This is a genomic window from Streptomyces sp. NPDC058307 (assembly GCF_042880295.1).
In the GTDB taxonomy this organism is placed as follows: Bacteria; Actinomycetota; Actinomycetes; order Streptomycetales; family Streptomycetaceae; genus Streptomyces.
On record NZ_JBHVYZ010000056.1, the window covers coordinates 923 to 23,444 of the forward strand.

Annotated in this window: 25 protein-coding genes; 6 read left to right on the forward strand and 19 right to left on the reverse strand. The window is 71.3% G+C overall.

The features are described 5' to 3' along the window. Window positions 1–38: 38 nt before the first annotated feature. The 8 genes from ACFVYN_RS31225 to ACFVYN_RS31260 form a co-directional block, all read right to left on the reverse strand. Window positions 39–332, reverse strand: coding sequence for a hypothetical protein (locus tag ACFVYN_RS31225; protein ID WP_390004590.1), 294 nt, complete (start codon window positions 330–332; stop codon window positions 39–41). Between the two features lie 74 nt (window positions 333–406). Next, the gene (locus tag ACFVYN_RS31230) at window positions 407–1,030 is read right to left on the reverse strand and encodes a hypothetical protein (RefSeq protein ID WP_390004592.1); all 624 of its coding nucleotides are present in this window, start codon (window positions 1,028–1,030) and stop codon (window positions 407–409) included. A gap of 53 nt (window positions 1,031–1,083) precedes the next feature. Further along, the gene (locus ACFVYN_RS31235; protein WP_390004594.1) at window positions 1,084–1,416 is read right to left on the reverse strand and encodes a hypothetical protein; all 333 of its coding nucleotides are present in this window, start codon (window positions 1,414–1,416) and stop codon (window positions 1,084–1,086) included. Between the two features lie 76 nt (window positions 1,417–1,492). Next, window positions 1,493–1,837 carry a hypothetical protein gene (locus ACFVYN_RS31240; protein WP_390004597.1) on the reverse strand — a complete coding sequence of 115 codons (345 nt, stop codon included), beginning with the start codon at window positions 1,835–1,837 and terminating at the stop codon, window positions 1,493–1,495. 81 nt (window positions 1,838–1,918) lie between these two features. Continuing rightward, a complete protein-coding gene (locus ACFVYN_RS31245; RefSeq protein ID WP_390004599.1) occupies window positions 1,919–2,767 on the reverse strand; it encodes a hypothetical protein in 849 nt (282 codons plus the stop codon). A 172-nt stretch (window positions 2,768–2,939) separates the two neighbouring features. Further along, complete coding sequence (locus tag ACFVYN_RS31250) at window positions 2,940–3,770, reverse strand: hypothetical protein (protein WP_390004601.1); 831 nt, start codon at window positions 3,768–3,770, stop codon at window positions 2,940–2,942. Between the two features lie 19 nt (window positions 3,771–3,789). Continuing rightward, window positions 3,790–4,287 carry a hypothetical protein gene (locus ACFVYN_RS31255; RefSeq protein WP_390004603.1) on the reverse strand — a complete coding sequence of 166 codons (498 nt, stop codon included), beginning with the start codon at window positions 4,285–4,287 and terminating at the stop codon, window positions 3,790–3,792. A gap of 109 nt (window positions 4,288–4,396) precedes the next feature. Further along, window positions 4,397–4,912, reverse strand: coding sequence for an HNH endonuclease signature motif containing protein (locus tag ACFVYN_RS31260; protein ID WP_390004605.1), 516 nt, complete (start codon window positions 4,910–4,912; stop codon window positions 4,397–4,399). 359 nt (window positions 4,913–5,271) lie between these two features. Between ACFVYN_RS31260 and ACFVYN_RS31265 the strand changes: the two genes are divergently transcribed. Beyond that, a complete protein-coding gene (locus ACFVYN_RS31265) occupies window positions 5,272–6,015 on the forward strand; it encodes a hypothetical protein (protein ID WP_390004607.1) in 744 nt (247 codons plus the stop codon). Here the strand turns inward: ACFVYN_RS31265 and ACFVYN_RS31270 are convergent. The 9 genes from ACFVYN_RS31270 to ACFVYN_RS31310 all read right to left on the reverse strand — a co-directional run bounded on the left by ACFVYN_RS31270 (window position 5,994) and on the right by ACFVYN_RS31310 (window position 11,284). Continuing rightward, window positions 5,994–6,221: a hypothetical protein gene (locus tag ACFVYN_RS31270; RefSeq protein WP_390004608.1), complete on the reverse strand. Its 228-nt coding sequence runs from the start codon at window positions 6,219–6,221 to the stop codon at window positions 5,994–5,996. The genes ACFVYN_RS31265 and ACFVYN_RS31270 overlap by 22 nt on opposite strands. Continuing rightward, on the reverse strand, window positions 6,218–6,901 hold the full coding sequence (locus tag ACFVYN_RS31275) for a cell surface glycoprotein (protein ID WP_390004611.1): 684 nt from the start codon (window positions 6,899–6,901) through the stop codon (window positions 6,218–6,220). The genes ACFVYN_RS31270 and ACFVYN_RS31275 overlap by 4 nt, the downstream gene beginning before the upstream one ends. Then, complete coding sequence (locus tag ACFVYN_RS31280; protein WP_390004614.1) at window positions 6,898–7,857, reverse strand: mucin-2; 960 nt, start codon at window positions 7,855–7,857, stop codon at window positions 6,898–6,900. The genes ACFVYN_RS31275 and ACFVYN_RS31280 overlap by 4 nt, the downstream gene beginning before the upstream one ends. Window positions 7,858–7,924: 67 nt before the next feature. After that, entirely contained in the window at window positions 7,925–8,458 is a 534-nt protein-coding gene (locus tag ACFVYN_RS31285) for a hypothetical protein (RefSeq protein ID WP_390004616.1), read from the reverse strand. After that, the gene (locus ACFVYN_RS31290) at window positions 8,455–9,990 is read right to left on the reverse strand and encodes a DNA cytosine methyltransferase (protein WP_390004618.1); all 1,536 of its coding nucleotides are present in this window, start codon (window positions 9,988–9,990) and stop codon (window positions 8,455–8,457) included. Before ACFVYN_RS31290 ends, ACFVYN_RS31285 begins: the two co-directional genes overlap by 4 nt. A 50-nt stretch (window positions 9,991–10,040) precedes the next feature. Continuing rightward, window positions 10,041–10,466: a hypothetical protein gene (locus ACFVYN_RS31295; protein WP_390004620.1), complete on the reverse strand. Its 426-nt coding sequence runs from the start codon at window positions 10,464–10,466 to the stop codon at window positions 10,041–10,043. Beyond that, window positions 10,463–10,816: a hypothetical protein gene (locus ACFVYN_RS31300; RefSeq protein WP_240508365.1), complete on the reverse strand. Its 354-nt coding sequence runs from the start codon at window positions 10,814–10,816 to the stop codon at window positions 10,463–10,465. Before ACFVYN_RS31300 ends, ACFVYN_RS31295 begins: the two co-directional genes overlap by 4 nt. A gap of 67 nt (window positions 10,817–10,883) precedes the next feature. Then, window positions 10,884–11,075 (reverse strand): hypothetical protein, encoded by a 192-nt coding sequence (locus tag ACFVYN_RS31305; RefSeq protein WP_390004623.1) that lies wholly within the window; start codon window positions 11,073–11,075, stop codon window positions 10,884–10,886. Continuing rightward, window positions 11,072–11,284 (reverse strand): hypothetical protein, encoded by a 213-nt coding sequence (locus ACFVYN_RS31310; protein ID WP_390004625.1) that lies wholly within the window; start codon window positions 11,282–11,284, stop codon window positions 11,072–11,074. Before ACFVYN_RS31310 ends, ACFVYN_RS31305 begins: the two co-directional genes overlap by 4 nt. Before the next feature lie 243 nt (window positions 11,285–11,527). On the opposite strand from ACFVYN_RS31310, the gene ACFVYN_RS31315 reads away from it, so the two are divergent. From ACFVYN_RS31315 to ACFVYN_RS31330, 4 genes are all read left to right on the forward strand, one after another. Further along, complete coding sequence (locus tag ACFVYN_RS31315; RefSeq protein WP_055514596.1) at window positions 11,528–11,980, forward strand: helix-turn-helix transcriptional regulator; 453 nt, start codon at window positions 11,528–11,530, stop codon at window positions 11,978–11,980. Window positions 11,981–11,998: 18 nt separating this feature from the next. Then, complete coding sequence (locus ACFVYN_RS31320) at window positions 11,999–12,364, forward strand: hypothetical protein (RefSeq protein ID WP_185008178.1); 366 nt, start codon at window positions 11,999–12,001, stop codon at window positions 12,362–12,364. Further along, window positions 12,361–14,094, forward strand: coding sequence for a recombinase family protein (locus ACFVYN_RS31325; protein ID WP_390004628.1), 1,734 nt, complete (start codon window positions 12,361–12,363; stop codon window positions 14,092–14,094). Before ACFVYN_RS31320 ends, ACFVYN_RS31325 begins: the two co-directional genes overlap by 4 nt. A gap of 72 nt (window positions 14,095–14,166) precedes the next feature. Continuing rightward, window positions 14,167–15,825 carry a long-chain fatty acid--CoA ligase gene (locus ACFVYN_RS31330; protein WP_390004631.1) on the forward strand — a complete coding sequence of 553 codons (1,659 nt, stop codon included), beginning with the start codon at window positions 14,167–14,169 and terminating at the stop codon, window positions 15,823–15,825. 72 nt (window positions 15,826–15,897) lie between these two features. On the opposite strand, the gene ACFVYN_RS31335 is transcribed toward ACFVYN_RS31330, so the two are convergent. Then, a complete protein-coding gene (locus ACFVYN_RS31335) occupies window positions 15,898–17,091 on the reverse strand; it encodes an MFS transporter (RefSeq protein ID WP_390004634.1) in 1,194 nt (397 codons plus the stop codon). 144 nt (window positions 17,092–17,235) lie between these two features. On the opposite strand from ACFVYN_RS31335, the gene ACFVYN_RS31340 reads away from it, so the two are divergent. Beyond that, window positions 17,236–17,820, forward strand: coding sequence for a TetR family transcriptional regulator (locus tag ACFVYN_RS31340; protein WP_390004637.1), 585 nt, complete (start codon window positions 17,236–17,238; stop codon window positions 17,818–17,820). A 94-nt stretch (window positions 17,821–17,914) separates the two neighbouring features. On the opposite strand, the gene ACFVYN_RS31345 is transcribed toward ACFVYN_RS31340, so the two are convergent. Then, window positions 17,915–22,375, reverse strand: coding sequence for a PAS domain-containing protein (locus ACFVYN_RS31345; RefSeq protein ID WP_390004639.1), 4,461 nt, complete (start codon window positions 22,373–22,375; stop codon window positions 17,915–17,917). Between the last annotated feature and the right edge of the window lie 147 nt (window positions 22,376–22,522).

Consider the following 22,522-nt stretch of genomic DNA (forward strand, 5'->3'; position numbering starts at 1 on the left):
GCGCGCCCCGCCGTGTCGTGCAGCGGGGCGCGCGGCTGTCATACGTGTTGGTCAGGCTGTCGGACGGGTTTGTATGGCTTGATGTTCGCCGTCTCGATGACGGGCGCGACGCCCGTCGGGTAGTGCCCGCGGTTCCATGCCTCGTAGTACAGGTTCGCGAGCAGCAGTAACGCTTGTCGGACGGCGGCCGAGGCGTCGCAACCGGTCTTCATGATGACGCGCAGGTCGTCATACATCCCCTCGTCGAGGATGCGCACGGACAGGGACCGGCCTATGGGCGGCGGGAGGTTCGGGGCCTTGGCTGGCCGCTCGGTAGGCTGTGTGTTGGTCATGTTGGGGGTCGCTCCCATCGTGATTAGTCGGGCCCGTCCGGCGGTGGAGTCGCCGTGTGCGGGCCCGCGTTAGCTCAGTGGTCGTGGATGGTGTCGCCCTCGCGCTCGGCGGTGAATCGGGCGTCGTCCGGGTCGCCTTCCTCCCCGCTTCGCCACACGCACACGCGGGCGCCGCTGCGGGCGAGGGAAACGTCGAGGCGTTCAGCGAGGATCTGTTCGGCGACACTGGCGGCGGTCTCGGTGGCGCAGAGAGTTCCGGACTCGACCGGTTCCCACGTGTCGGCGCCGGTCGCGCGGTACATGGTCCATGCCGCGTCCCACGGGTTGTTACGCAGGATCCTGTGAACATACGACGCGGTCACGCCCAGTTCTGCGGCGATCTCGGCGGCCGTCCAACCATCGACCCGCGCCCCGACGATCACGCTCGGTAGGGCCCCCTCGACGGCCTTCGCGGTGCGGCGGATCACCCCGGCCTCGGTGAGGGAGAGGGACGGACCGACCCGCTCGGCGAGGGTGGCGCGCGCCGTGGCCGTGGTCGCTCGGGCGTACTCCTCGGCGAGGCGTGCGAGACCGGACGATTCGGCGGCCGCGTACTGGCGCCGCTCGGCCTCGCGCTCCTTCTCGAATTGGTCGAAAGCGGCGAGTAGTCGTGTGCGCAGCCTTCCCCCGGGCGTCTCGTCGGGCTGCTCGTTACTCATGGTTCCTGCTCCTGGTGGCACGGTAGGGCACAGCCTCGGGCGAGGCTGGGCGGTCAGGCGGCGAACAAGGCGTACTGCTCGTGCGGGCGCGGTACGCCGTCGAAGGCGAGCTGTTCGGCGCCGCGCGGTCGCGTGTACGAGGCGATGACCAGCATGCCGGCCGGCTCAACGACCTCGCTCCGCCATGCCTCGGCCACGGCTTCGGCCTCATAACGGTCGCGTGCCTCGGCCCGTACGCACCGCTTGCACAGGTGCCACCCGCGTACGGCGGCGAAGATCGAGTTACGGCCGCCCGCACGGCGCCCGCAGTAAAGCTCTCGGGTTCCGGGGCGGCGGTAGTGGCCGGTCGTCTTGCGGGCGGCGCCGCGCACTGCGTAGGTCTCCACGAGTTCGCTCCTCGGCGGGGCCCGCCGTTGGAGGGCGGGCCCCCTCGGTGGTCAGGCGGGGACGATCAGGGCGAGGTCAGTCGCGGGCCACGGGTCGCAGACCTCCCACGGGTTTGTCGTCGCCGAGGTTCACGACGGCTTCCGTGCAGTCCGCGAGGTTGGCGCACGATCCACATCCGCACGCGCGGTCGTAGGGCATCGGGTGCGCTTGGTACTGGTCGTTGAAGTAGTCCGCGCGGGGCAGACGGCCGAGATTCCGGTAGGCGGTGAGCCGTGCCCACACGGCGCCGCCGTGGCGGTAGTCGGGGAACGACGCGAGGATCGTGTCTCCCTCGCCGACCTCGACGGCCCGCACGATCCGGGCGGCGGCGGGGTCGACCAGCAGCGGGGCGTGGTCCTCGTCGGCGGGGAACGCCGTCACGACCACAGGGAAGAACTCAAGGCACTTCATTGGGTGTCCCTTCGGAGGGGGCGCCGCGCGGGGCGCCCCCTCAGCGGTCGGTCAGGCGCGGGCGTCGAGGATGTGGGCGCGGGCGGCGAGTGCGGCCGTCTCGACGAACCGCCATTCGCCGTCGAGGTCGTCGGACCCGACGCCCTCGGCGCGGAAGATGGTCACCTCGATGGGGCGTCCCGGGTAGATGTGCGCGCGTGCCGCGCCGTCCTCGAACAGGACGGCGTACCCCTCGGTCGACCAGCCCACGACCCAACCCTCGGCCGTCACGGTCGGGTACTCGTCGCTGTCGCGCTCCTCGCGCGAGATCGTGACGTCGTTGAAGCGCTTGGGCAGGAACGTGATCACGCGGGTGGGACGCAGCTTCTCGACAGCGAGGGCGAACGCGCGCTCGCGGGTCTTCATGCCCGCGAACACGTAGTCGCGACTCGGGTAGATGTCGCCCTCGGCGGGGATCTTGGCGACGGCCCAGTACCCGTCAAGCGGCTTGCTCGCCGTGTTGAAGACGGCGTACTCGGCGCCGTCGAACTCGAAGACGGAACGGCCCTCGGCGTCAGCCTCGGCGAGCTGGGGCTCGGGGGCGGCCTCGCGGCGGTGCACGCCGTCGCAGACATGACCGGTCTCGGCGCAGTCGCACGGGCAACCGCAGTCCTCGACGGCCCGCACGAAGAAGGTGAACGCGTCGATGTGGTGCTCGCCGACGATCTCGGCGTCGTCGAGGCGGTCGAGGAACGCGTCGAACGGGCTCGGGTCCTCGACGTCCTCGGCGACGGCCTCAATGTCGGCACGCAGCCACTCGCGGGCCTCGTCGAGGGTGCCGATGCACTCGACGCGGTACTCGACGTCGAGGCCGATCTCGCGGCTTCCGACGTGGTAGCGGGTGCGCTTTGTGCTGGTCACAGGGGTCGCTCCCTTGGTCTGGCCGGGTGGAGTCCGGCGGCGTGGATCCCACAGTAGACGGAATGAACTCAGTACACAAGTTTTGATGTACTGAGTTCATCATCCTTGTGGGGGGTGGTGACTTCGACGCGTGGGCCGGTGGGCCCGGCCCTCGCCTCCGGGCCCGCCTCGGTTACGCGGCCGGTCCCTGCCGTTCGGCGGTGAGGGCGGCCCACAGGGCGACCAGGTCGGCCCCCCGCCATTCGCCCCGGCGGCCGTCCTCGGCGGGCGCGGTGCAGCGTGCGCCGGTCGAGCAGGCGACGACCGGCTCGCCGCCCGCACGGGTCCGGCCGGTGAGACTCCCCCCGCACCATGGGCACGGCCGGTCGAGCGGGGTCGACCGGCCGTCACGGCCGAGGGCCCGTTCGACCCTGCGACGAGCGCCGGCGGCCGTCACGGCGATGTGGTCGAGCAGCAGGGCGGGGACCGGCGTGAACAGGTCGCCGTACTCCTCGCCGAGGGCCCGCCCCTCCAGCCACACGGCGGCCCAGTGCAACCCGTACGCCCGCGAACCGGCCGACTCGGGCGTCTGGTACCGCCACCGGCCGGGGTGCTGCCGATCGCCGAGGTCTTCCCGCATGACCGTGCGCGGCGGGTACGACCCCAGCGCGACCGGCGTCCGCCGTACGGGGCGCTGTACCTGCTCGGCGACGGCGTCGGCGAGGTCGAACAGGTCGCGCTCGGTGTCGAGGGCGGCGTCGAGGGCGTCGAGGTTGAGCGGGGCCGGATGTTCGCGGATGGTGAGCGGGAGCCGGCCTATGACGGGCGCGGTCGGCATGGGGTCGTCGGTGCGGTCGGCGGCGGCGAGCTGGTCGAGGAACCCGCCGCGGGTCTCGCGCGGCGGCCACTCGGCGGCCGGGGGTCGCTCGATGGCGGCGAGCAGGTCGCCCCACTGCTCACGAACGGCGGCGAGGTCGACCGCGGCGCGGCGGCCGACCGGCGGGGCGTCGAGGGGGGTCGTCATGGATGGCTGCTCCTGGTGCTCAGTGCTGGGCGAGGGTGTCGCGGACGGCGTCGTACGCGTCGTGCAAGCCGTGGGCGTACGCGAGGGCGTTCGGCAGTCCGAGGCGGGGCCGGGGCGCGGTGGGCAGCAGGGCCCGAACAGCGGCGACCTGCTTCGCGGCGGCGCGGTAGACGGCGAGGGCGTCGGGCTCGAAAACGGCCCGGTACGCGGTGAGTTGTTCCTCGGAGTCCGCCGCGCGCTGTCGGGCCTCGGCGAGGTCGCCCTCAAGCTCGCGTACGACGGCGTCGGCGGCGGCGCGGTGGTGGGCGAGGGCGCGCGTGGTGCCCTCGTTGGCCTTGCGGGACTCGTCGGCGCCGCGCCGTTCCTGCGCGACGTACTCGCTCAACAGCCGGGCCTCGGCGGCGCTGAGTCGGCCGCGCTCGGCGCGGGCGAGCAGGACATCGAGGGCGGCGCGGCGGTCGGCGCGCTCGTGGTCGCGCGGCTTGATCCGGGAGTGCCGGCGGCGGTGCGTGGTCACGGATTCTTCTCCTTACGTCGGTCGGTGCTGCGGCCGAGTCGCTGCTCGCGCGCGCGGTCGGGCTCGCGTCCGGACGCGCGGTCTGGTCGGAACGGGACTGCGGCGCGGGTCAGGCGGCCTGTCCGAGGGCGCGGGAGGTACGGGGGCGGATGGGGTGGATCGTGGCGAGGCGGGCCTCGCGCTGCTCGGCGCGTTTGGCTCGGGCGGACGCGTTCTTGCACTTCCGGCACTTCCGCGTCCCGTTCTTCGCGCGGATGGTGTTCGCCTGGTCGTAGGCGTGGCCGGCCGGGCAGTGCGTGACGGCGGCGCGGGCGGCGACGTGGTTCGTCGAGCGGAGGATGTTCGTGCGGTGCGTGACGGCGTCGAGGTGGCCGGGGGCGACGCATTCGCGGCGGCGGCACCGGTGGTCGACCTCAAGGCCGACGGGTATCGGGCCGTTGGCCTGCTCGTACGCGTAGCGGTGGGCCTTGACCGTGCGGCCGTGGGCCCAAAAGGTGCCGTAGCCCTTCTCGTTCTGCGAGCCGCCCCACAGGTGGCAGGGGCCGGGGCAGTCCCGGCGGAGTGACCAGGGGCCGGCGGTGTTCACCTTGTCGGCGAACCGCTCGGTCGCGGAGGGCCGGTCCACGGACGTACCTCCTTGCGGGTGTAAGTCGCTCCGAATGTTCTTCCCGTGGACAGAATGAACCATCCATGGATGGAAGATAATTCACGGGGGGCGTCGTCGTCCGTTCGGATTTCCGCCCCCTGGTCCTGCGCCATCGAAGCTTGAGTGAGGCTCAGTCGGACTGCCGGGCGGACCAGAGCGCCCCCCAGGCTCCGCGAAGCGGTGCCGGGTGTGCCGCCGCCACGGCCGTTCCGTCAGTGGAACTAGCCGACGAAGTTCCGCACTCCCGCCTTGCCCTGTCCCGATCCCGACATCGGACCTTCTGCTACTCGTTTGGGGGTACATAAAGGGCACAGGTGGGGAGTGTGTGAGTTGATGAGGTGATTGATAAGGAGGAAGCGATGGCGTTTGTCCAGGCGGGTGCTCCTGCTTCCGTTGAACCCACACTGCCTAATGCCTTCTGGAATCACTTCACTTCGACCCTAGCTCCTGTGGTCGAGAAAGAATTCGGTGATCATGTCGTCACCGAAATTCAGATCACCCTCATACTTCCAGATGAGTCTGTTCCTTACGTGGGACGGGCGTTGGTTGATGTGGAACTCTGGTTCCGCTGGTGCATGCGACTCGACGAGCTGGTGAGGGACTATCCAGAATCGCCACCACCCGTGCATCTCACGCACCCGTCGAAGATGCAGTTCAGCGTGATCAGCGTTGAGCGTTCCTCGCCTCTCAAAATCACCCTAAAAGCCAGCCCCAGGGATATCTACTACACGCTCAGGAGCGTGCTGGTGGCACTAGAGATTCTTCGAGTGGTGGCAGGGGGGTCAGTAGCGAATTTCGTACTGGAGGGGCCTCCTGATGCTCCTACCCGAAGTGAAATTCCCGGGTATCGCATTCCGGAACCGCCCTCGGAAGTAAAGGAGCAGGAGCAAGCTCTCTGGGGTCTCCGCCCGGGGGGAGACCCCGGGCAGGGTGCGCCAGGAAACATTATTGTGAAACTATCAAACGGGCAAACGCTGTCCTGCAATTTCACGATGACTGTGCGGCCATTTGACCCTGACACTAAACTCATCTCGGATATCGCCGTAGCGTGTGTGCAGTTTCACCAGCAAGAGGAACAGTGATCGCCGCGAAACCGGCCCTGCTCGGCCATCTCGCGCGCGATGCGGCGGGCGGCCTTGCGGTCCTGCGTCGGCTCGATCGCCGGGCGGTCCGGATGCTGGTCCCATGATCCCGTGATCCGGTACCCGCTGCTGTTTTTTGTGCGGTCGGTCGCGCTGGCGCGGCGGCGGTGCGGGGCGCGCTCGGGGTGCTTCCTGCGGCTGGTCATGCAGCTGGCTCCTTCGGTGCGTAGCGGCGGGCGGTGGCGAGGTCGAGGCGCGAGGGGTGGGCGGTGCGGCGCGGGTTGCGGCGGCGGTTGACGCACGGCTCGCCGGCGCGGGCGAGGCAGTGCACATGCGGGCACGCGACGTCGAGCGGGTCGGGCAGTCCCTCGACGGCGCGGCGTTCGCGCTCGGCCCGGCGCGGCCGGAACTCGGCGAGGGCCTGGGCGACGGTTCGGGGGACGTAGTCGCCGAGGGCGGCGAGGCGTTCGGCGACCTCGGGCGCGGGCCCGCCGGTCAGTTCGCGGTACGTCGCGGCGGTCGAGGCGCCGGTCGCCACGGCGTTGCGAGTGCCGACCAGTTCGGCGCGGTACGCCTCGGCGTCGTCCGGGTCGGCGGCGGGAACGGGGTCGTGGTGGCGGTCGACTACGTCGCGGCGGAAGCTGTGCCACGGGCGTGACACATCCGACGGCCTGACCGGGTACGGCGAGGTCGCGATGTGATGGCGTACGACCTGTGCGGCGTCCCAGTGGCGGCCGTTGGGGTGCGGCGCGGTCGGAGGGACGTCGGCGAGCAGGTCGGCCCACTGGTCGAGGGTTTCGGCGGCGGCGGCCTGGTCGGCGGGCGCGGTGCGCGGGTCGAGGCGCACGGCGTAGGCGAGCAGGGCCGCGACTTCCTCGCGGGTCATCTGGCTTGCTCCTCGGGTGAGTTGAGGACGGCGGCGAACAGGTCGGCGGCACGCTGGACACGGCCGGGGCGGGCGGCGTCGAGCGGGATCACGTCGGCGCCCGGCGACGTCGGGCCCCCGGCGGGCACGGGCGGGAGCGCGGTCCAGCCGGGCAGGAAGTACCGGACCGAGCGGGGGCGGGAACGGGCGCGGCGCCACTGCTCGCGGGCGTGGTCGACCAGGGCGGGGACGGCGGTCCGCTTCACGATCGCCTCAAGCCGGAACCAATCAGCTTCGGCGAGCGACCACTCGACGACGACGCCGGCGGCGGTGAGCGCGTCACGCAACGGCCGAAGGTTCGGCGGGACGGCGGGGGCCGAGCCGTAGCTAGCTGGCTGTACCTCCGAAGGAGGTACAGCAGGACGGGACGGGTCGGGTCGGGGGGACCGTGACGGGTCCGTACCGTCACGCTGTGACGTACTTCCCTGACCTGCGATGTCGTCCGGGAACTCGATCTGATTCGCGGATGGTTCGCGATTTCCGGGCGACGCATCGTCGTCGATTCGCTCGTCATTCGCCGACGGATCGGACGGATTACGCTCCTGGGTCCGCTGCTCGGTGGCGCGCTCGCGGGCCCGCCGCTGCCGCTCGGCAGACCTCGCCCGTTCGTCCTCGACGCGCGCGCGGGTGGGGTTGTAGATCAGGAAGTCGTGCATGTAGTAGTCGCCAGGGGCCGGCTGCTGGCACTTCGGGTGCGGGCACGTGTGGCCGTGCTCGTGCCATAGGCCGGCGGCGACCAGCTTCCGGGCCTGCGGCGCGGTGCCGTACAGCTGGGCGACGACGCCAGGAACCATGCCCTCGGTGAGGTGCTGGGCGGCGTACGCGCCCGCCTTGACCCACAGGCCGACGGCGGCGTTACCGGCCTTGAGCGTCTTGGGGTGCCCGTAAAACGTGTCGTCGACTTTGAACCAGGTCACAGGGGTTGTGCTCCTCGGATGGGCGCCCGGGGCGAGGGGCGGCGGCTCGTCCTCGCCCCGGGGCAGTTCAGGCGGCGGCGGTGACGTACGGACGGGTCCGGGCCGGCTGGTGCTCCTCGCACCGTGGCCCGCACGGGTACGGCCGTACCTCGGAGTCGTGGCATGTCGGGTTTCCGTGCCCACAACTCGGCGTGCTGGAAAGGCGGTTGCACTCGGCGCAGTACCGGCGGCCGTCGGCACGGTGGCGGCCGTGTACGGCCTGGTCGTGCTTGCACTTCGGCGGCCGGTGCCGCATGCCCTTGACGTCGGCGAGGGCGGCGCGCTCGCGCTTCCGTGTCTCCTGGTCGTCGACATGGGCGGGCGAGCAGCAGGTCGGCACGTCGCACGACGGCGAGACGTTGCCGGCCGGGGCCCGCCCGTGCCACAGGATGAACGCGGCCTGAAACGCGGTGTACGACGTGCCCTTGTGCTGGAACCGGCCCCCGCCCTTGGCGGGGGTGCCGGTCCACTCGCGGTGTCCGCCCTCGGTCTCGCGGGTGCGCTTGAGGAACGCGAGGGCGAGGTCGACGGAAACGCCCCGTACGGGCGTGCTGGCGCTCATGCGGCCAGTCCGAACCGTGCGGCGATTCCGGCGCGGTGCAGCAGGAACCGCAGCGCGTACGCGGCCTGTTGCGGCACGACGCCGTTACCGAGTGCCTTGAGCTGGGCGGGGCGGGACAGGCCCGGTACGCCCGTGACGTGGGCGAGGGGAAGACCCATCATCCACTCGACGAACGCCGGGGTCAGGCGGCCTCGATCGTCAGTTGGCCGGGGTGCCGGTCGGCCCGTGACCGCTTCCCACCGTTCGACGGCGGGGGCGTACTCGCCCCAATCGACGCTGCCGCGTTCGCCAGAGTCGGCGTCCCGTCCCCGTACTTCTGGTGCGGACTCGCCTTGGTTCCGTCGCTCGCCCTCGGGGTCGGGAACATCGGAATCACGACCTCGGACAGGGGCGGTCGGAACCCCTCGCTCGACCGGCGGCCCGGCGTCCCGGTGTCGCTCGCCCTCGGCGTCGGTAGTAGGTGCTCGACCTCGTCGGCGAGCGTCGGACCGTGCCCGCCCCGTTTCCTCTTCTCCGGATGCTGCGACCCGCCGCTCATCCCCAGTGAGGCCGTCGGCGTCTTCAACAGCTGCACGACCGCCGGTAGGCCGTCCGGGTGTCCCTTCCCCCGGCTGTCCCTCGCGAGGGGCGTCGGAAGCCGCGCGATGCGTGCCCGCAAGGTGTCGTTGCGGTTCCCGTCCGGGGCCCCCGGACCGTTCCACTCGCTCGTGGTCGGCGTCGGCAGCAGGCCACGCGATGATGAAAACGCGCTCACGCTGGTGCGGGGCCCCGACGTCGGATGCGCGCTGCACGTGCCATTCCGCATCGAACCCGAGGTCGGCCAAGTCGCCGAGTACGGCGCCGATAGCTCGAAGAGTGTCGGCGTCTCCGCAGTCCGCATCCACAGGCGTTCCGTCGGCTCCCACACCGCGAACGGCCTTGGCCGAGAGAAGACCGCGGACATTTTCGATCACCACCAATCGGGGTCGGAGTACGGATATGGCGTGGGCGACGTGGAACCACAGGCCGGACCGGGTCCCCTTGATCACGCGCTCGGGCGGCGGGCCCGAAGGGTCGCCGAGGTCGCGGGCGTTGAGTTCGGCGACCGCGGCGGCGGCCACCACACCGGACAGGCGCGAGGGGACGGCGCCGGACGGCGCGGCGGCCTCGCACGTCGTGAGGTCGTGGTCGCCCCAACGGCAGTTTCCGCACAGCAGGACGCCGGCGGGTACGACGGTGTCGCCGATCAGGCCCGCGCGCTTGCCGGCGAGGCTCACGTCGGTGCAGGGGAAACCGGAGGTGAGGACGTCGACCGGCTCGACCTCCGACCAGTCAACGGCCGTGATATCGCCGTGGTTTGGGACGTCGGGCCAGTGATGGGCGAGGATGCGCGCGGCGTACTGGTGTTTGTCGCCGGGCTCGTACTGGCAGTGCCACGCCACGGACGCGCCGAGGACGTCGCAGACGGCCATGTCGAGGCCGCCGTATCCGGAGCACAGCGACCCCACCCGCAGCGCGTCGCCCTCATCGATGGCGAGCTGTCCCGGCACCATCTCGACGGCCCGCTCGGCGAGCAGCTTCCCGACCGTGACGAGAGTGAGACTCACGCGGCCTCACCCCTGCCGAGGGAAGCCGTGTTGCGGATGCGTGCAGCGAGGCGGCGGGTGATGCGACCGGCGCGGGGGTCGACGTATACGGCGAGGCGGGTGATACGGCGGGCGAGGGTGAGCGCGTCGTCGGGGCCGAGCAGGTCGTCGAGGTTGTCGGCGGGCGGCGCCTCGGCGAGCAGGGCCTCGCGGCTCCCGTCGGCCTCGGCGGCGCGTATGGCGCGCTCGTGCTCGGGCATGTCCTCGCTCACGACGGCGTGATCGAGGCGGACGACGTGCGTCCCGTGGTGCGTGAGCAGGTGGCCGACCGTGTCGGGGTCGGCGGTGTACGCGACGGCGAGTGCGTCGAGCAGCTGCTCGGCACGGTCGGCGATCGGCAGACGGACGGCGAGGCCGTCGGCGGTGAGCGTCGGGCGGATCATCGGCGCAGCTCCTCGGGCATGACCGGCGTGTCGACGGCGAGGGCGCCCGTGATCGCGTCGTAGACCTGCGGGCGGGTCCAGTCGGCGGCGGGGAACATCCGCAGCAGCAGGCCGCGGGCGGCGCGGTGCGCGTCGCGGTCGGCCTTGACCGGCCCGCCGAGGGCGTCGCCGAGGACGACCCACGTCGTGAGGCGCTGCTCGCCGTCGTGTTCGGTCCGTACAGGGGCGGTCCGCACGCGCACGGTGCCGGGGGCGATCTGGTCCAGCTGCCGGGCGATCACGGCCGTGCGGATGGTGTGCTTCTCGGCGTCCGCGCTCGGTGTGGCGGCGGTACGCTCAGGGGTGTTCACGATCGGTACCTCTCGGGGTTCGGTCGGGCGGGCCGTCCGGGGGCAATCCGGGCGGCCCGCCGTGTTTTCAGGCGGCGGCGCCGTGCTCGACGGCGGGCGCCTGCTGGCGCTGGTCGCGTTCGAGGCGGCGCAAGATCAGTTCCGTTGCGGAGTCGAGGCGACCGGCGGCGCGGTCGCTGTCTCGGCGGTCGCGGGCGGCGTCGAGGACACGGCGGGCGTTCGCGAACGCCTGCTCGCGGGAGATCACGGGGCCGGTCACGCGGCGGACCGCTTGACCAGCTGGCCGGCCGAAACGCCGTAGTGCTCCTCGACGGCGGCGGCTACGTTCGCGCTCGGGGCGGTGTGCCCGTGCCACAGGCGCCATGCGGTGTTCCGCGCAACCTTCAACCGGCGTGCGGTGTCTGACGGTTTGTGATCACCCGCTTTGCGGGCGGCGGTGACCAGGGCCTCGCGGTCATACACGGGCATCGTCCTTTCTTGGTTGGTTCACTCCTTCCATGGATGGAACGTAGCATGATGGAACGTGTGGGGAAACTGTGAAGTCCTGCCGCTTCAAAGTGCATTGACACTCGGCATATGCCCGACAACAATCGGTCACCTGTTCGAGTGCGCCGCCGCAGTTCAGGGGGTGAATCGTGTCAAAAGTGTGCGACCAGGACAGGTTCAAGACGGCCCGTAGCCGGACCCGTCCATGCGCGGTATGTTCCATCCATGGAACAGAACAACCAGCCGGGGAGCGACAAGGCGACCCCTGCCGAGTTCGCGCGATGGCTCCGCGATCAGCTCGAACGGCGCGGCTACGACATGCGACCCAGGGGTGGCGGACAAAGCCGGTTCGTCGCAGATTCGGGCCTGAGTGTTGGCACGATCAGCCGCATTCTCAACAAGCAGGGCGCGCAGGACATCAAGGTTCTGGAAGCCCTCGCCCACGCCCTTGATCTGCCGCTCGCTGAGGTGCTGATCGCCGCCGGCGTCCTCAGTCGCCGAGAACTAGCCGACGTCCAAAACCCCGCCCCGCGGCCCGATGGTCCACTCACGCCAGAGCAGGCCGCGGAGGAAATGGGCATCGAGGACCCCGAGGACGTCGCGCATTTCGTCAACACAACCGAGTTCCTGATCAGGCGCCGCGCCAAGACTCGCAACGGACGCGCCGCCGAGAATTGACGCACGGAGGCACCGCAAGTGACCCACCGATTCACGCCCGCATTCGCTCTACTGCTGCTTCTGGCGGGGCAGTCCGCGGGCGTCCTCGGCCTGCTCGGTGACAACGATGCCTTATGGCAGGCCGGGCTGTTCATCACCCTTACCGCCGTCCCGCTGCTCATCGTCCGCACCGTCCACAACTCCCAGCAAGCCACGGCCGACCAGCTCGCCGACGCCGACCGCGCTGGATACGTCCGCGCCCTCGATCACGTTGCCCGCGGTCTGCTCGACGCACCCACCCCGCCCGAACCGGGCCACAGGGAGGACCGCGCCGAGCAGGACGCGGGCAACGTGATCACGCTTCGCCCGAGCCATGTTCGACCAAGCGAACGGAAGGCGCAGTGACAACAGCGCAGTTACCAGCCACTTTTAGAACGAAACAGCTCACGCCGTATGTCGGCTACATCCGGGTATCCACCTGGAAAGAGGAGAAGATCAGCCCCGAACTCCAGCGCAAGGCCATTCTTGATTGGGCCAAGCGAAACGGGTCGGAAATCACCGAGTGGATCGAAGACCTCGACACGACCGGCCGCAACTTCAAACGCAAGATCATGCGGGCGATCGAGATCGTCGAGAAGGGGCGCGAGAAGGGCATCGCCGTATGGCGATACTCCCGCTTCGGCCGCGACCGCGCCGGAAACGCAATCAACCTCGCGCGCGTCGAGACCATCGGCGGACAACTGGTCAGCGCCACTGAACCCGTTGACGCAACAACGGCCATCGGCCGGTTCCAGCGCGGCATGATCCTTGAGTTCGCCGCGTTCGAGTCCGACCGCATCGGCGAGGCATGGGCGGAGACGCACCAGCACCGCCGCGCGAAGGGACTACCGGCCACAGGCCGCCCGCGGTTCGGGTACATCTGGCACCGCCGATGGAACCCCCGAACCGAGACCCTGCAAGAGGAGAAGTACGAGCCACATCCCGAACTCGGCCCCATCGCCGCCGAGTTGTACCGGCGATACGCCGACAAGACCAAGCCCCAGGGTTTCAGCGCCCTGTGCGGGTGGCTCAACAAGCACGGCTATCGCACCACGCGCAAAACCCTGTGGAGCACGCCCACGCTCACCCGCTACATGGACAGCGGCTTTGCCGCCGGCCTGCTGCGCATCCACGACGACGAATGCAAGTGCAACGGGAGGAAGACCAACGGAACGTGCCCGAACTACTTCCTTGTTCAGGGCGCGCACGAGGAACTGATCGATTGGGACCTCTGGCAGGCGTACCGCGCCAGACGAAAGGAAGTACAGAACACCCCACCCCGCGCCCGTAACACCCTGTACCAACTCACCGGCCTGGTTCGCCATGGAACATGTCGAGGCGGTACCAGCATGACCACCGCACGATGGAAGACCACAGGGGGCAAGCCGTACAACAAGCCCGGATACGCCTACCGCTGCACACTGCGCGCGCAAGCCGGTAGCACATCGTGCGACAGCCTGTGGATTCCACGCACGGAGGTGGAAAGCGAGGTCGAGACGTGGCTCAAGCGTGAGGCCGCCCCCGGCATCGACACCGCGCCGCCGACCAAGGACAGCAACGAGCCGCAGGTCGACGAGCGGGCACTCGCCAGGCAGGCACGGAGCAAGCTGCAAGGGGAGTACAGCACGATCGAGGCATCTCTCACCCGCTTGATCATGGACGCCAACGACAACCCCGAGAAGTACCCGGCGGGGGCGTTCGAGCGGGCGCGCGACACGTACCTCGACCGGCAAGAGAAGATCAAGAAGCAGCTTGAAAAGCTGGTCGACGTCGAGGAGACGCCCAAGCGGTCAGACTTTGACCGGCTGGTCGTCGGCGTAGCCCAGGAGTGGCCGACGCTCAACACCACCGAGCGGAACGCCATGCTCAAGCAGTTGGTACGCCGTGTCGCCCTTGTGCGCCGCAAGGACGAGAACGGCGAGCCCATACCCGGCGCCGAGGGCATCGAGGTACAGGTTCACCCCCTGTGGGAGCCGGACCCGTGGGAGCCAGCCCGTATCTGCCGAGGACCGTTCGGCACCGTTACGGCTGGTCTGTGGCTCACTGCTGAGCTGTGGACACGTCCCGACACCTGGGAACAGATTCCCCCGAGGTAGTGACATACCGCGTGGTATGCCCCGAGAATCGCGAGCAGGCAGTACCGCGTATCTCAATGGGGAGGCCCACCGGTGTACGGCACGATGCAAGATGTACCGCTGCTGATCTCGCGAATTCTGGAGCACGGCCGCCAGATCCACGGTTCATCGCAGGTCATTACGTGGACCGGCGAGGAAGAACCCCAGCGCCGTAGCTTTGCCGAGATCGGCGACCGCGCCGCCCAGCTGGCGAACGCACTCCGTGACGAACTCGGAGTACGAGAGTCGGATGTTTTGGGCACACTGATGTGGAACAACGCCGAGCACGTCGAGGCCTACTTCGCGATCCCCTCCATGGGCGCGGTCCTCCACACCCTCAACCTCCGCCTCCCGGCCGACCAGCTCTCCTTCATCGTGGGCCACGCGGCCGACCGGGTCGTGATCGCCAACGGCTCGCTGCTGCCCCTGCTCGCCCCGCTGCTCCCGCACCTCAAGACGGTCGAGCACGTGGTGGTCTCCGGCCCCGGCGACCGCACGCTCCTCGAGGGCTCCCACGCGCGCGTGCACGAGTACGAGGACCTGATCGCCGGCAAGCCCACCACCTACGACTGGCCCGAGCTGGACGAGCGCCAGGCCGCGTCCATGTGCTACACCTCCGGCACCACGGGCGACCCCAAGGGCGTGCTCTACAGCCACCGTTCGATCTATCTGCACTCCATGCAGGTCAACATGGCCCAGTCGATGGGCCTGACGGACCAGGACACCTCGCTCGTGGTGGTCCCCCAGTTCCACGTCAACGCCTGGGGCCTGCCGCACGCCACCTTCATGACCGGCGTCAACATGCTGATGCCGGACCGCTTCCTGCAGCCCGCGCCCCTCGCCGAGATGATCGAGCGCGAGCGGCCGACCCACGCGGCCGCGGTCCCCACCATCTGGCAGGGCCTGCTCGGCGAGCTCACCGCCAGGCCGCGTGACGTCTCCTCCCTGACCCAGGTCACCATCGGCGGCTCGGCCTGTCCGCCCTCCCTGATGAAGGCCTTCGACAAGCTGGGCATGCGGGTCTGCCACGCCTGGGGCATGACGGAGACCTCCCCGCTCGGCACCGTCGCGCGCCCGCCGGCCCACGCGGTCGGCACACCCGAGGAGTTCGCGTACCGCCTCACCCAGGGCCGCTTCCCGAGCGGCGTCGAGGCCCGCCTCACCGGCCCCGGCGGCGAGCGCCTGCCCTGGGACGGCGAGTCCGCTGGCGAGCTGGAGGTCCGCGGCCCCTGGATCGCCGGCGCCTACTACAACGGCCCGGACGCCGAACCCCTGCGCCCCGCCGACAAGTTCAGCGAGGACGGCTGGCTGAAGACGGGCGACGTCGGCACCATCTCCGCCGACGGCTTCCTCACCCTCACCGACCGCGCCAAGGACGTCATCAAGTCCGGCGGCGAGTGGATCTCCTCGGTCGAGCTGGAGAACGCCCTGATGTCCCACCCGGACGTCACCGAGGCCGCCGTCGTCGCCGTCCCCGACGACAAATGGGGCGAGCGCCCGCTGGCCACGGTCGTCCTCAAGGAGGGCTCCACGGCCGACTTCGAGTCCCTGCGCGCGTTCCTGGCGAGCGACGTCTGCAAGATCGCCAAGTGGCAGCTCCCGGAGCGCTGGTCGATCATCGAGGCGGTCCCGAAAACGAGCGTCGGCAAGTTCGACAAGAAGGTGATCCGCAAGCGCTACGCGGAGGGCGAGCTGGACGTCACCCAGCTCTGAGACGCACGAGGGATACGGCGAACAGGGCGCCCGGGGCCGGGATCCGGAGCCCTGGTCGTCGTACGGCAGTCGTCACCGCCGTACCGACGTGGCAGCCCATCCCAACCCCAGCCACACGCCCGCCACGGCGCACACGCCGCCCCAGCCCCACCATCCGAAGGCCGAAGCGGCGAGGGCGGAGGCCGTCGCGCCGCCGGCGAAACCGGCCACCACATAGGCCGTGTTCGCGGTGGCCGGGGTCGAGGTCGTCGTCAGGGCGAGGGTCTGGTTGGCGACGTGCGAGGCGACCAGGGCCGCGTGCACGGCGATCGCCGCGACGAACAGCGCCCACAGCTGATGCCCGCCGAGCCAGAACAGCGGCACGGACACGGCGGCGAGCAGATACGCCGACCGTACGACCTTGGCGGCGCCGAAGCGGTCCACGAACCCGCCGGCCAGCGGCGCCACGACGCTCGCGGCCAGTCCGAAGAGGCCGAACAGCCCGGCGGTCGCGGTCGACAGACCGTAGGACGAGCCGGTCAGCAGGAGCGCCAGTGAGGTCCACAGCGCGCTCCAGGCGCCGTACATCCCCGCCTGCCGCACGCACGCGCGCCACAGGTCGGGCGAGCGGCGCACGACGGACGGCAGGGCGGTGAGGCCCGAGAAGAGCGGGCCGGAGCGGCGCACCTGCTCCGCCGGCAGGGCGTACGCCGTCGCGAGCCCGAGGACGGCCGTCAGGGCGGCCGCGCCCACGAACACCACCCGCCAGCCGTAGGCCTGTCCGATCAGTCCGCCGAGCACCCGGGCCGCGACGATCCCGGTGAACAGGCCCGCGATGACGGCCGCGACATGGCGGGCCCGGCGGTCGGCGGGGGCGCGCTGGGCGACCAGCGGGACCAGCAGCTGGGGGACGACGGTGGCCGCGGAGGCGACCAGGACGGCGCCCGCGAGGGCGGTGGTGCCGGTGGCGAGCGCCGCGGCGGTCAGGGCCGCGGTGGTCACGAGCGAGAGGACGGCGACCAGGCGCCGCCGGTTCACGCTGTCGCCGAGCGGGGCGAAGACGAGCAGACCGAAGGCGTAGCCGAACTGCGCGACGGAGGCGACCCAGGCCACCGCGGAGGGTGTCGAGCCGTAGTCGCGGGCGATGAGGGGGAGCAGCGGGGCCGCGAGGTAGATGTTGGCGGCCGTGACGGCGGTGCAGACGGCGATGAGGACGAGGAGGAGCGAGCCCGCGCGCCGGGCGGGGGACTCCGTGGACCGTCCTGTGGTGACGGGTGCTGTCGGCATGACCGGGATCCTTCGGGTCAGGTCTCTTGAGGTCTTATAACCAACTGGTTGGTTGCTCGAATGCCCCAACAGTCTGGGAGCTCCGGCGATTCCCTGTCAACCAAATAGTTGGTTACTTGGCCCGGCCGCCCCTACTCTGGCCCCATGGCAGCAGCAAGGGACCCCGAGGCCACCCGTGCGCGGATCTTCGAGGCGGCGGTGGCCGAGTTCGCCCGCCATGGCATCGCGGGTGCCCGCATCGACCGCATCGCGACCGAGGCCAAGGCCAACAAACAGTTGATCTACGCCTACTTCGGCAACAAGGCGGAGCTGTTCACGAAGGTCCTGGGCAAGGTCATGCTCGATCTCGCGGTCGCCGTCCCGGTCGACCCGGACGACATCGAGAACTGGATCGACCGCCTCATGGACTACCACGAGGCCCACCCCGAGGTGCTGCGCCTGCTCTTCTGGGAGGGCCTGGAGTACGGCGCCGACACCGAACTGCCCGACGAGGCCGAACGCCAGGAGCACTACCGCCACAAGGTCGCCACCCTCGCGGACGGTCAGGCCCGCGGTGTGGTCACCGACGCCATCCCACCCCGTGACCTGCTGTTCCTCCTGATCGCCGTGGCCAACTGGGCCGCGGTGGTCCCGCAGATGAAACGGATCCTGGTGGGCGGGGAGCCCGCGGACCGGGAGCGGCTGCGGGCGTCGGTGCGGGAGGCGGCGCGCAGGCTCGTGGCCAGGTAGGGACGGCGTTTCAGGACGCGCCGTTTCAGGACGCGCCGTTTCCGGGGCCGCGACGCTTTCAGGACGCGGTGCTTCCAGGGGCGCCGACCGCCCCCTAGTTCGTCCCGATCCGGGCCAGCAGGTCCACGATCCGTGACTGGACCTCCGCACTCGTCGACCGCTCGGCGAGGAAGAGGACCGTCTCACCGGAGGCCAGCCGAGGCAGATCGGCCTGGTCGACGGCGGCCGTGTAGACGACGAGCGGCGTACGGTTCAGCTGCCCGTTGGCCCGCAGCCAGTCCACGATCCCGGCCCGCCGTCGGTGCACCTGCATGAGGTCCATCACGACGAGGTTGGGCCTGAGCTGCCCGGCCAACGTCACCGCGTCCGCGTCACTCGCCGCGCGGGCGACCTGCATCCCCCGCCGTTCCAGCGTCGCGGTCAGCGCCAGCGCGATCTCCGCGTGCTCCTCGATCAGCAGCACGCGCGGGGGGTGCTGCTCGCTGTCCCGCGGCGCCAGCGCCTTCAGCAGAACGGCCGGATCGGCGCCGTACGCCGCCTCCCGCGAGGCCTGCCCGAGCCCCGCGGTCACCATGATCGGCACCTCGGACGCCACCGCCGCCTGTCGCAGCGACTGCAGCGCGGTCCGCGTGATCGGTCCGGTGAGCGGGTCCACGAACAGCGCGGCGGGGAACGCCGCGATCTGCGCGTCGACCTCCTCGCGCGACTGCACGATGACGGGCCGGTACCCACGGTCGCTGAGCGCCTGCTGGGTCGTCACGTCCGGCGCGGGCCACACCAGCAGCCGCCGCGGATTGTCCAGCGGCTCCGGGGGCAGCTCGTCGTCCATCGGCTGCGGCCGCGGGGTGTCCGGGATCTCGACGGCCCCACCGGGACCGTCCAACGGCTCGGGCCCCTCGGCGGCGTTCACGTCCGGCGCCCCTATGGCGTACGACCGCCCGGCCGCCTCGGTGGCGTGCGCGAGCCGCGACTGCCCGGTCGGCGTCGCCGCGGACACCGCCTGCTCGGCCGCCGGATGCGGACGCGCCCCCTGCTCCGGCGCCGCCGCGGCAGCGGGGTCGGGCCGGGTGCCGAGCTTGCGCCGCCGCCCCGAACCACCGGGCTGGTGCGGGGGAGGCGTGGCCGTCCCCGGCTGCTGCACCTGGGCCGCCTGCCGGGTGAACGGAACCCCCTGCCCCAGGGTCCGCACGCTGAACGCCCGGCCCTGGGTGGAGTCCGGGTCGACGGGCGCGGTGGGCGCGGTGGGCGCCGCGGCTTCGGCGGGCAACGGCTGCGCGCCCCGGGCCTGCGCCTGCGCCTGTACCGCCTCCGCCGGCAGGGGCGTGCCGGGCGGCGGAGTGGTCTGACCGGCGGCGGGGGCCTGCGCGGGCTGGGACGCCGGTTGCGCAGCGGGTTGCGCGGGCTGGCTCGGGGGTACGGCCGTGGCGGCGCCGTTCGCCGGTACGGGGGTGGTGTCGTGGCTGGCGGGCCATGGTGCCGGTGCCGGTGCCGGTGCCTGTGCCTGTGCCTGGGGCTGGGTCTGCGGCTGGGGCATCTCGGCGGGGAGGGGCCCGCCGGGGGCCGGTACGGGCTGGACCGGGGCCGCGTGGAGGGGCGAGGCCGGGGCAGGTGCGGTCTGCGGGATAAGGCCGGCCTGTCCGGTCGCGTTCTGCACGGGCACACCCGGGAACTGGGCCGCCGGCACCGCGCCGGGGACCTGCGGGACAGGGGCCGTAGGAACTCCCACGGGCACGGGCCGGCCCGGAACGGCCGCCTGGACTCCCTGCCCGCCCTGTGCGGGGACCGCCTCCGCGGGCTGGGCCACGGCCCGTCGACGGCGGCCCGTCGGTGCGTTGGTGGGGTGCGGCTGGGGCGGGGTGTGGTCGTCGGCCTGGTCGTGCGGCACGGCGTCGTGCCGGCCGTCGTCACCGTGACCGTTGGCGGGGACGGGGCCGGGAGCAGCCGGCGGAACGGGGGCCGGTGGCTGAATCTGCCCGGGAAGCTGTCCCTGAACGGGCACCTGGCCCGGACCGGCCACCGGAACCTGACCGGGGACCTGCCCCAGGCCCGCGACCTGACCGGGGACCTGCCCCAGGCCCGCGACCTGACCGGGGACCTGCCCCTGAGCCTGGCCCGGAATCTGCCCCTGGGCCTGTACCTGTACTTCTCCCGGTCCCGTCGCCTCCGTGCCGTCGTCCGGCCTGTCCGCCTCGGCGGGCGGGAGGGCGAACACCGAACGGGGGGCCGCCTCCTGCGCCGCGGCACGCTCCGACGCGGCCGCGAGAGCACGCCGCCGACGCCCGTCCTGCTGCGGTGTCCCGTCGCCGACCGGGCCCTGCCCGGCGACCTGGAGCTCCCCCTGCGGCCGGCCCGATCCGGCGGAGCCGCCCGCGGGCAAGGCCGCCGGCAGCGCGTGCTGTTCGCCGTCCTCGCGCCGGGCCCGATGTCCGGCCGGTACGGGCATGCCCTGCGGCGGTACGGTCCCGCCGAGACCGGTGTTCACGGCGGCGGCCCCGCCGCCGTGCTCGCCGGCCATCACCACGGCGCCCTCGGCCACACCGGCTTCGGCGGCCTCGGCACCTTCGGCGGGCCGTCCACGACGCCGCCCCGTACCGCCGGAGCCGTCCCCGTCCCCGTCGTCGCCGGAGGCCTGCGCCGGTACGGACACGGCCTGTTCCTGCTCGGCCGCCGCCCGACGCCTGCGCCGCCCGGTGGGCACCGCGGACTCGTCGGTCCCGGCCGGGACGTCGACGTCCAGGAAGGAGTCGGTGGAGGAGCGCCGGGCCCGCCGCCGCCCGCCGCCCTCGGCAGGCGTGGTCTCCACGGGAGCGGCTTCCACGGGTGAGGCCTCCGCCGGGGCCGTCGCCACCGGGGCGGCCTCCAGCGCGGCCGGGCCGGGCACCGCAACGGCTCCCGCGCCACCGCCGATGGGCACCTCGAGGACGTACGCGCTGCCGCTCATGCCCGGCACTTCGTGCGTCTGGAGCACACCGCCGTGGGCGCGCACGATCCCGCGCACGATCGGCTCGTGCACCGGGTCTCCCCCGGCGTACGGCCCGCGCACCTCGATCCGTACGACCTCGCCGCGCTGTGCGGCCGCCACCACGACCGTGTTGTCCATGTAACCGCCCGCGGACACGGGAGAGTTCCCGGTCGCGTCGACCCCGGCCACGTCGGCGATGAGGTGAGCGAGCGCGGTCGCGAGTCGCCGGGCGTCGACCTCGGCCTCGATGGGCGGCGCGTGCACGGCGAACTGGACGCGCCCCGGCCCGATGAGCTCGACCGCCCCGTCCACACCGGCGGCGACGACCGCGTCGAGCATGACGTTCGTACGGACGATGTCGTCGGCGCCCGCGTCGAGGCGCTGGTAGCCGAGGACGTTGTCGATGAGGTTGGTGATGCGGGAGTAGCCGGCCGAGAGGTGGTGCAGGACCTGGTTGGCCTCGGGCCACAGTTGTCCGGCGTCGTCGGCGGCGAGCGCGGACAGTTCGCGGCGCAGTTCGTCGAGGGGCCCGCGCAGGGAGCGTCCGAGCAGGGTGAGGAGCTGGTCGTGGCGCCCGGCGAGGGCTTCGTAGCGGTCCTTCTCACGCTCACCGAGCGCGGCGTACCGCTCCTCGTCGGCGGCGAGTTCCTCGTCGTGCCGCTCCTGGAGCTCCTCCAGCTCGGCGATGTGCTTCTGGCGCAGCGCGGTCAGCTCGGAGGCGTGGTCCTCCTCGAGCCGCTCCAGTTCCTCGGCGTGGGCCTTCTCGGCGGCGGACTTCTCGTCGGCGAGGGCGTCGTAGGGCCGCCGGTCGGTGAAGGTGAGCACGGCGCCGACGAGCTGGTCACCGTCGCGCACGGGCGCGGTCGTCAGGTCGACCGGGACCTTCTCGCCCTTCTTCGACCACAGCACCTGCCCGCGCACCCGGTGTTTGCGCCCGGAACGCAGGGTGTCGGCGAGCGGGGACTCCTCGAACAGGAAGGGGGTGCCGTCGGTGCGCGAGTGGAGGATGAGGTCGTGGAGCTCGCGGCCACCGAGGTCGCTGGCCCGGTAACCCAGTATCTGGGCGGCGGCCGGGTTGACGAGCACGATCCGCCCGTCGGTGTCGGTGCCCACGACACCCTCGGACGCGGCCCGCAGAATCATCTCGGTCTGCCGCTGCGACCGCGCCAGCTCGGCCTCGGTGTCGACGGTCCCGGTGAGATCCCGTACGACGAGCATGAGCAGTTCGTCGCCGCTGTAGCCGTAACCGTCGTAGGCCTGCTGGCCGTTCTCCAGGTTGGCGCTGGTGACCTCGACGGGGAACTCGGTGCCGTCGGTCCGCCGCGCCACCATCCGGGCCGGCTTGGTCCGCCCGCGCGGGTCCATGTGGTCGGGCCGCCGCATGGAGCCCGGGATGAGCCGGGAGTCGAACTGCGGCAGCAGATCGAGCAGCCCGCGCCCCACCAGAGCCGTGCCCGGCGCCTCGAACGCCTCCAGGGCGATGGTGTTGGCGTTGACGACGGTCCCATTGGCGTTGACCAGCACCAACGCGTCGGGAAGCGCGTCGAGTATGGCTGCGAGGCGAGCAGCGCCTCGGGATGGCCTGCTGCTCACGAGACGCTTCCTCCCTGTTACCGCACCTTGCCGACCGTTCGGGCCATCTTGCCAAGGGGCCCGCGACGTGTCACGCGAGGGAGTCTAAGCGCAGCGGTTGGGCGGGGGTGCCGGATGAGAGGGAGGTCGCACGACGAAGTGAAGTAG

Coding starts and splice junctions, on each gene's coding strand:
- ACFVYN_RS31225 (WP_390004590.1), bottom strand. CDS start 332: ATGACCAACACACAGCCTACCGAGCGGCCAGCCAAGGCCCCGAACCTC.
- ACFVYN_RS31230 (WP_390004592.1), bottom strand. CDS start 1,030: ATGAGTAACGAGCAGCCCGACGAGACGCCCGGGGGAAGGCTGCGCACA.
- ACFVYN_RS31250 (WP_390004601.1), bottom strand. CDS start 3,770: ATGACGACCCCCCTCGACGCCCCGCCGGTCGGCCGCCGCGCCGCGGTC.
- ACFVYN_RS31270 (WP_390004608.1), bottom strand. CDS start 6,221: ATGACCAGCCGCAGGAAGCACCCCGAGCGCGCCCCGCACCGCCGCCGC.
- ACFVYN_RS31275 (WP_390004611.1), bottom strand. CDS start 6,901: ATGACCCGCGAGGAAGTCGCGGCCCTGCTCGCCTACGCCGTGCGCCTC.
- ACFVYN_RS31285 (WP_390004616.1), bottom strand. CDS start 8,458: ATGAGCGCCAGCACGCCCGTACGGGGCGTTTCCGTCGACCTCGCCCTC.
- ACFVYN_RS31290 (WP_390004618.1), bottom strand. CDS start 9,990: ATGGTGCCGGGACAGCTCGCCATCGATGAGGGCGACGCGCTGCGGGTG.
- ACFVYN_RS31295 (WP_390004620.1), bottom strand. CDS start 10,466: ATGATCCGCCCGACGCTCACCGCCGACGGCCTCGCCGTCCGTCTGCCG.
- ACFVYN_RS31310 (WP_390004625.1), bottom strand. CDS start 11,284: ATGCCCGTGTATGACCGCGAGGCCCTGGTCACCGCCGCCCGCAAAGCG.
- ACFVYN_RS31315 (WP_055514596.1), top strand. CDS start 11,528: ATGGAACAGAACAACCAGCCGGGGAGCGACAAGGCGACCCCTGCCGAG.
- ACFVYN_RS31335 (WP_390004634.1), bottom strand. CDS start 17,091: ATGCCGACAGCACCCGTCACCACAGGACGGTCCACGGAGTCCCCCGCC.
- ACFVYN_RS31340 (WP_390004637.1), top strand. CDS start 17,236: ATGGCAGCAGCAAGGGACCCCGAGGCCACCCGTGCGCGGATCTTCGAG.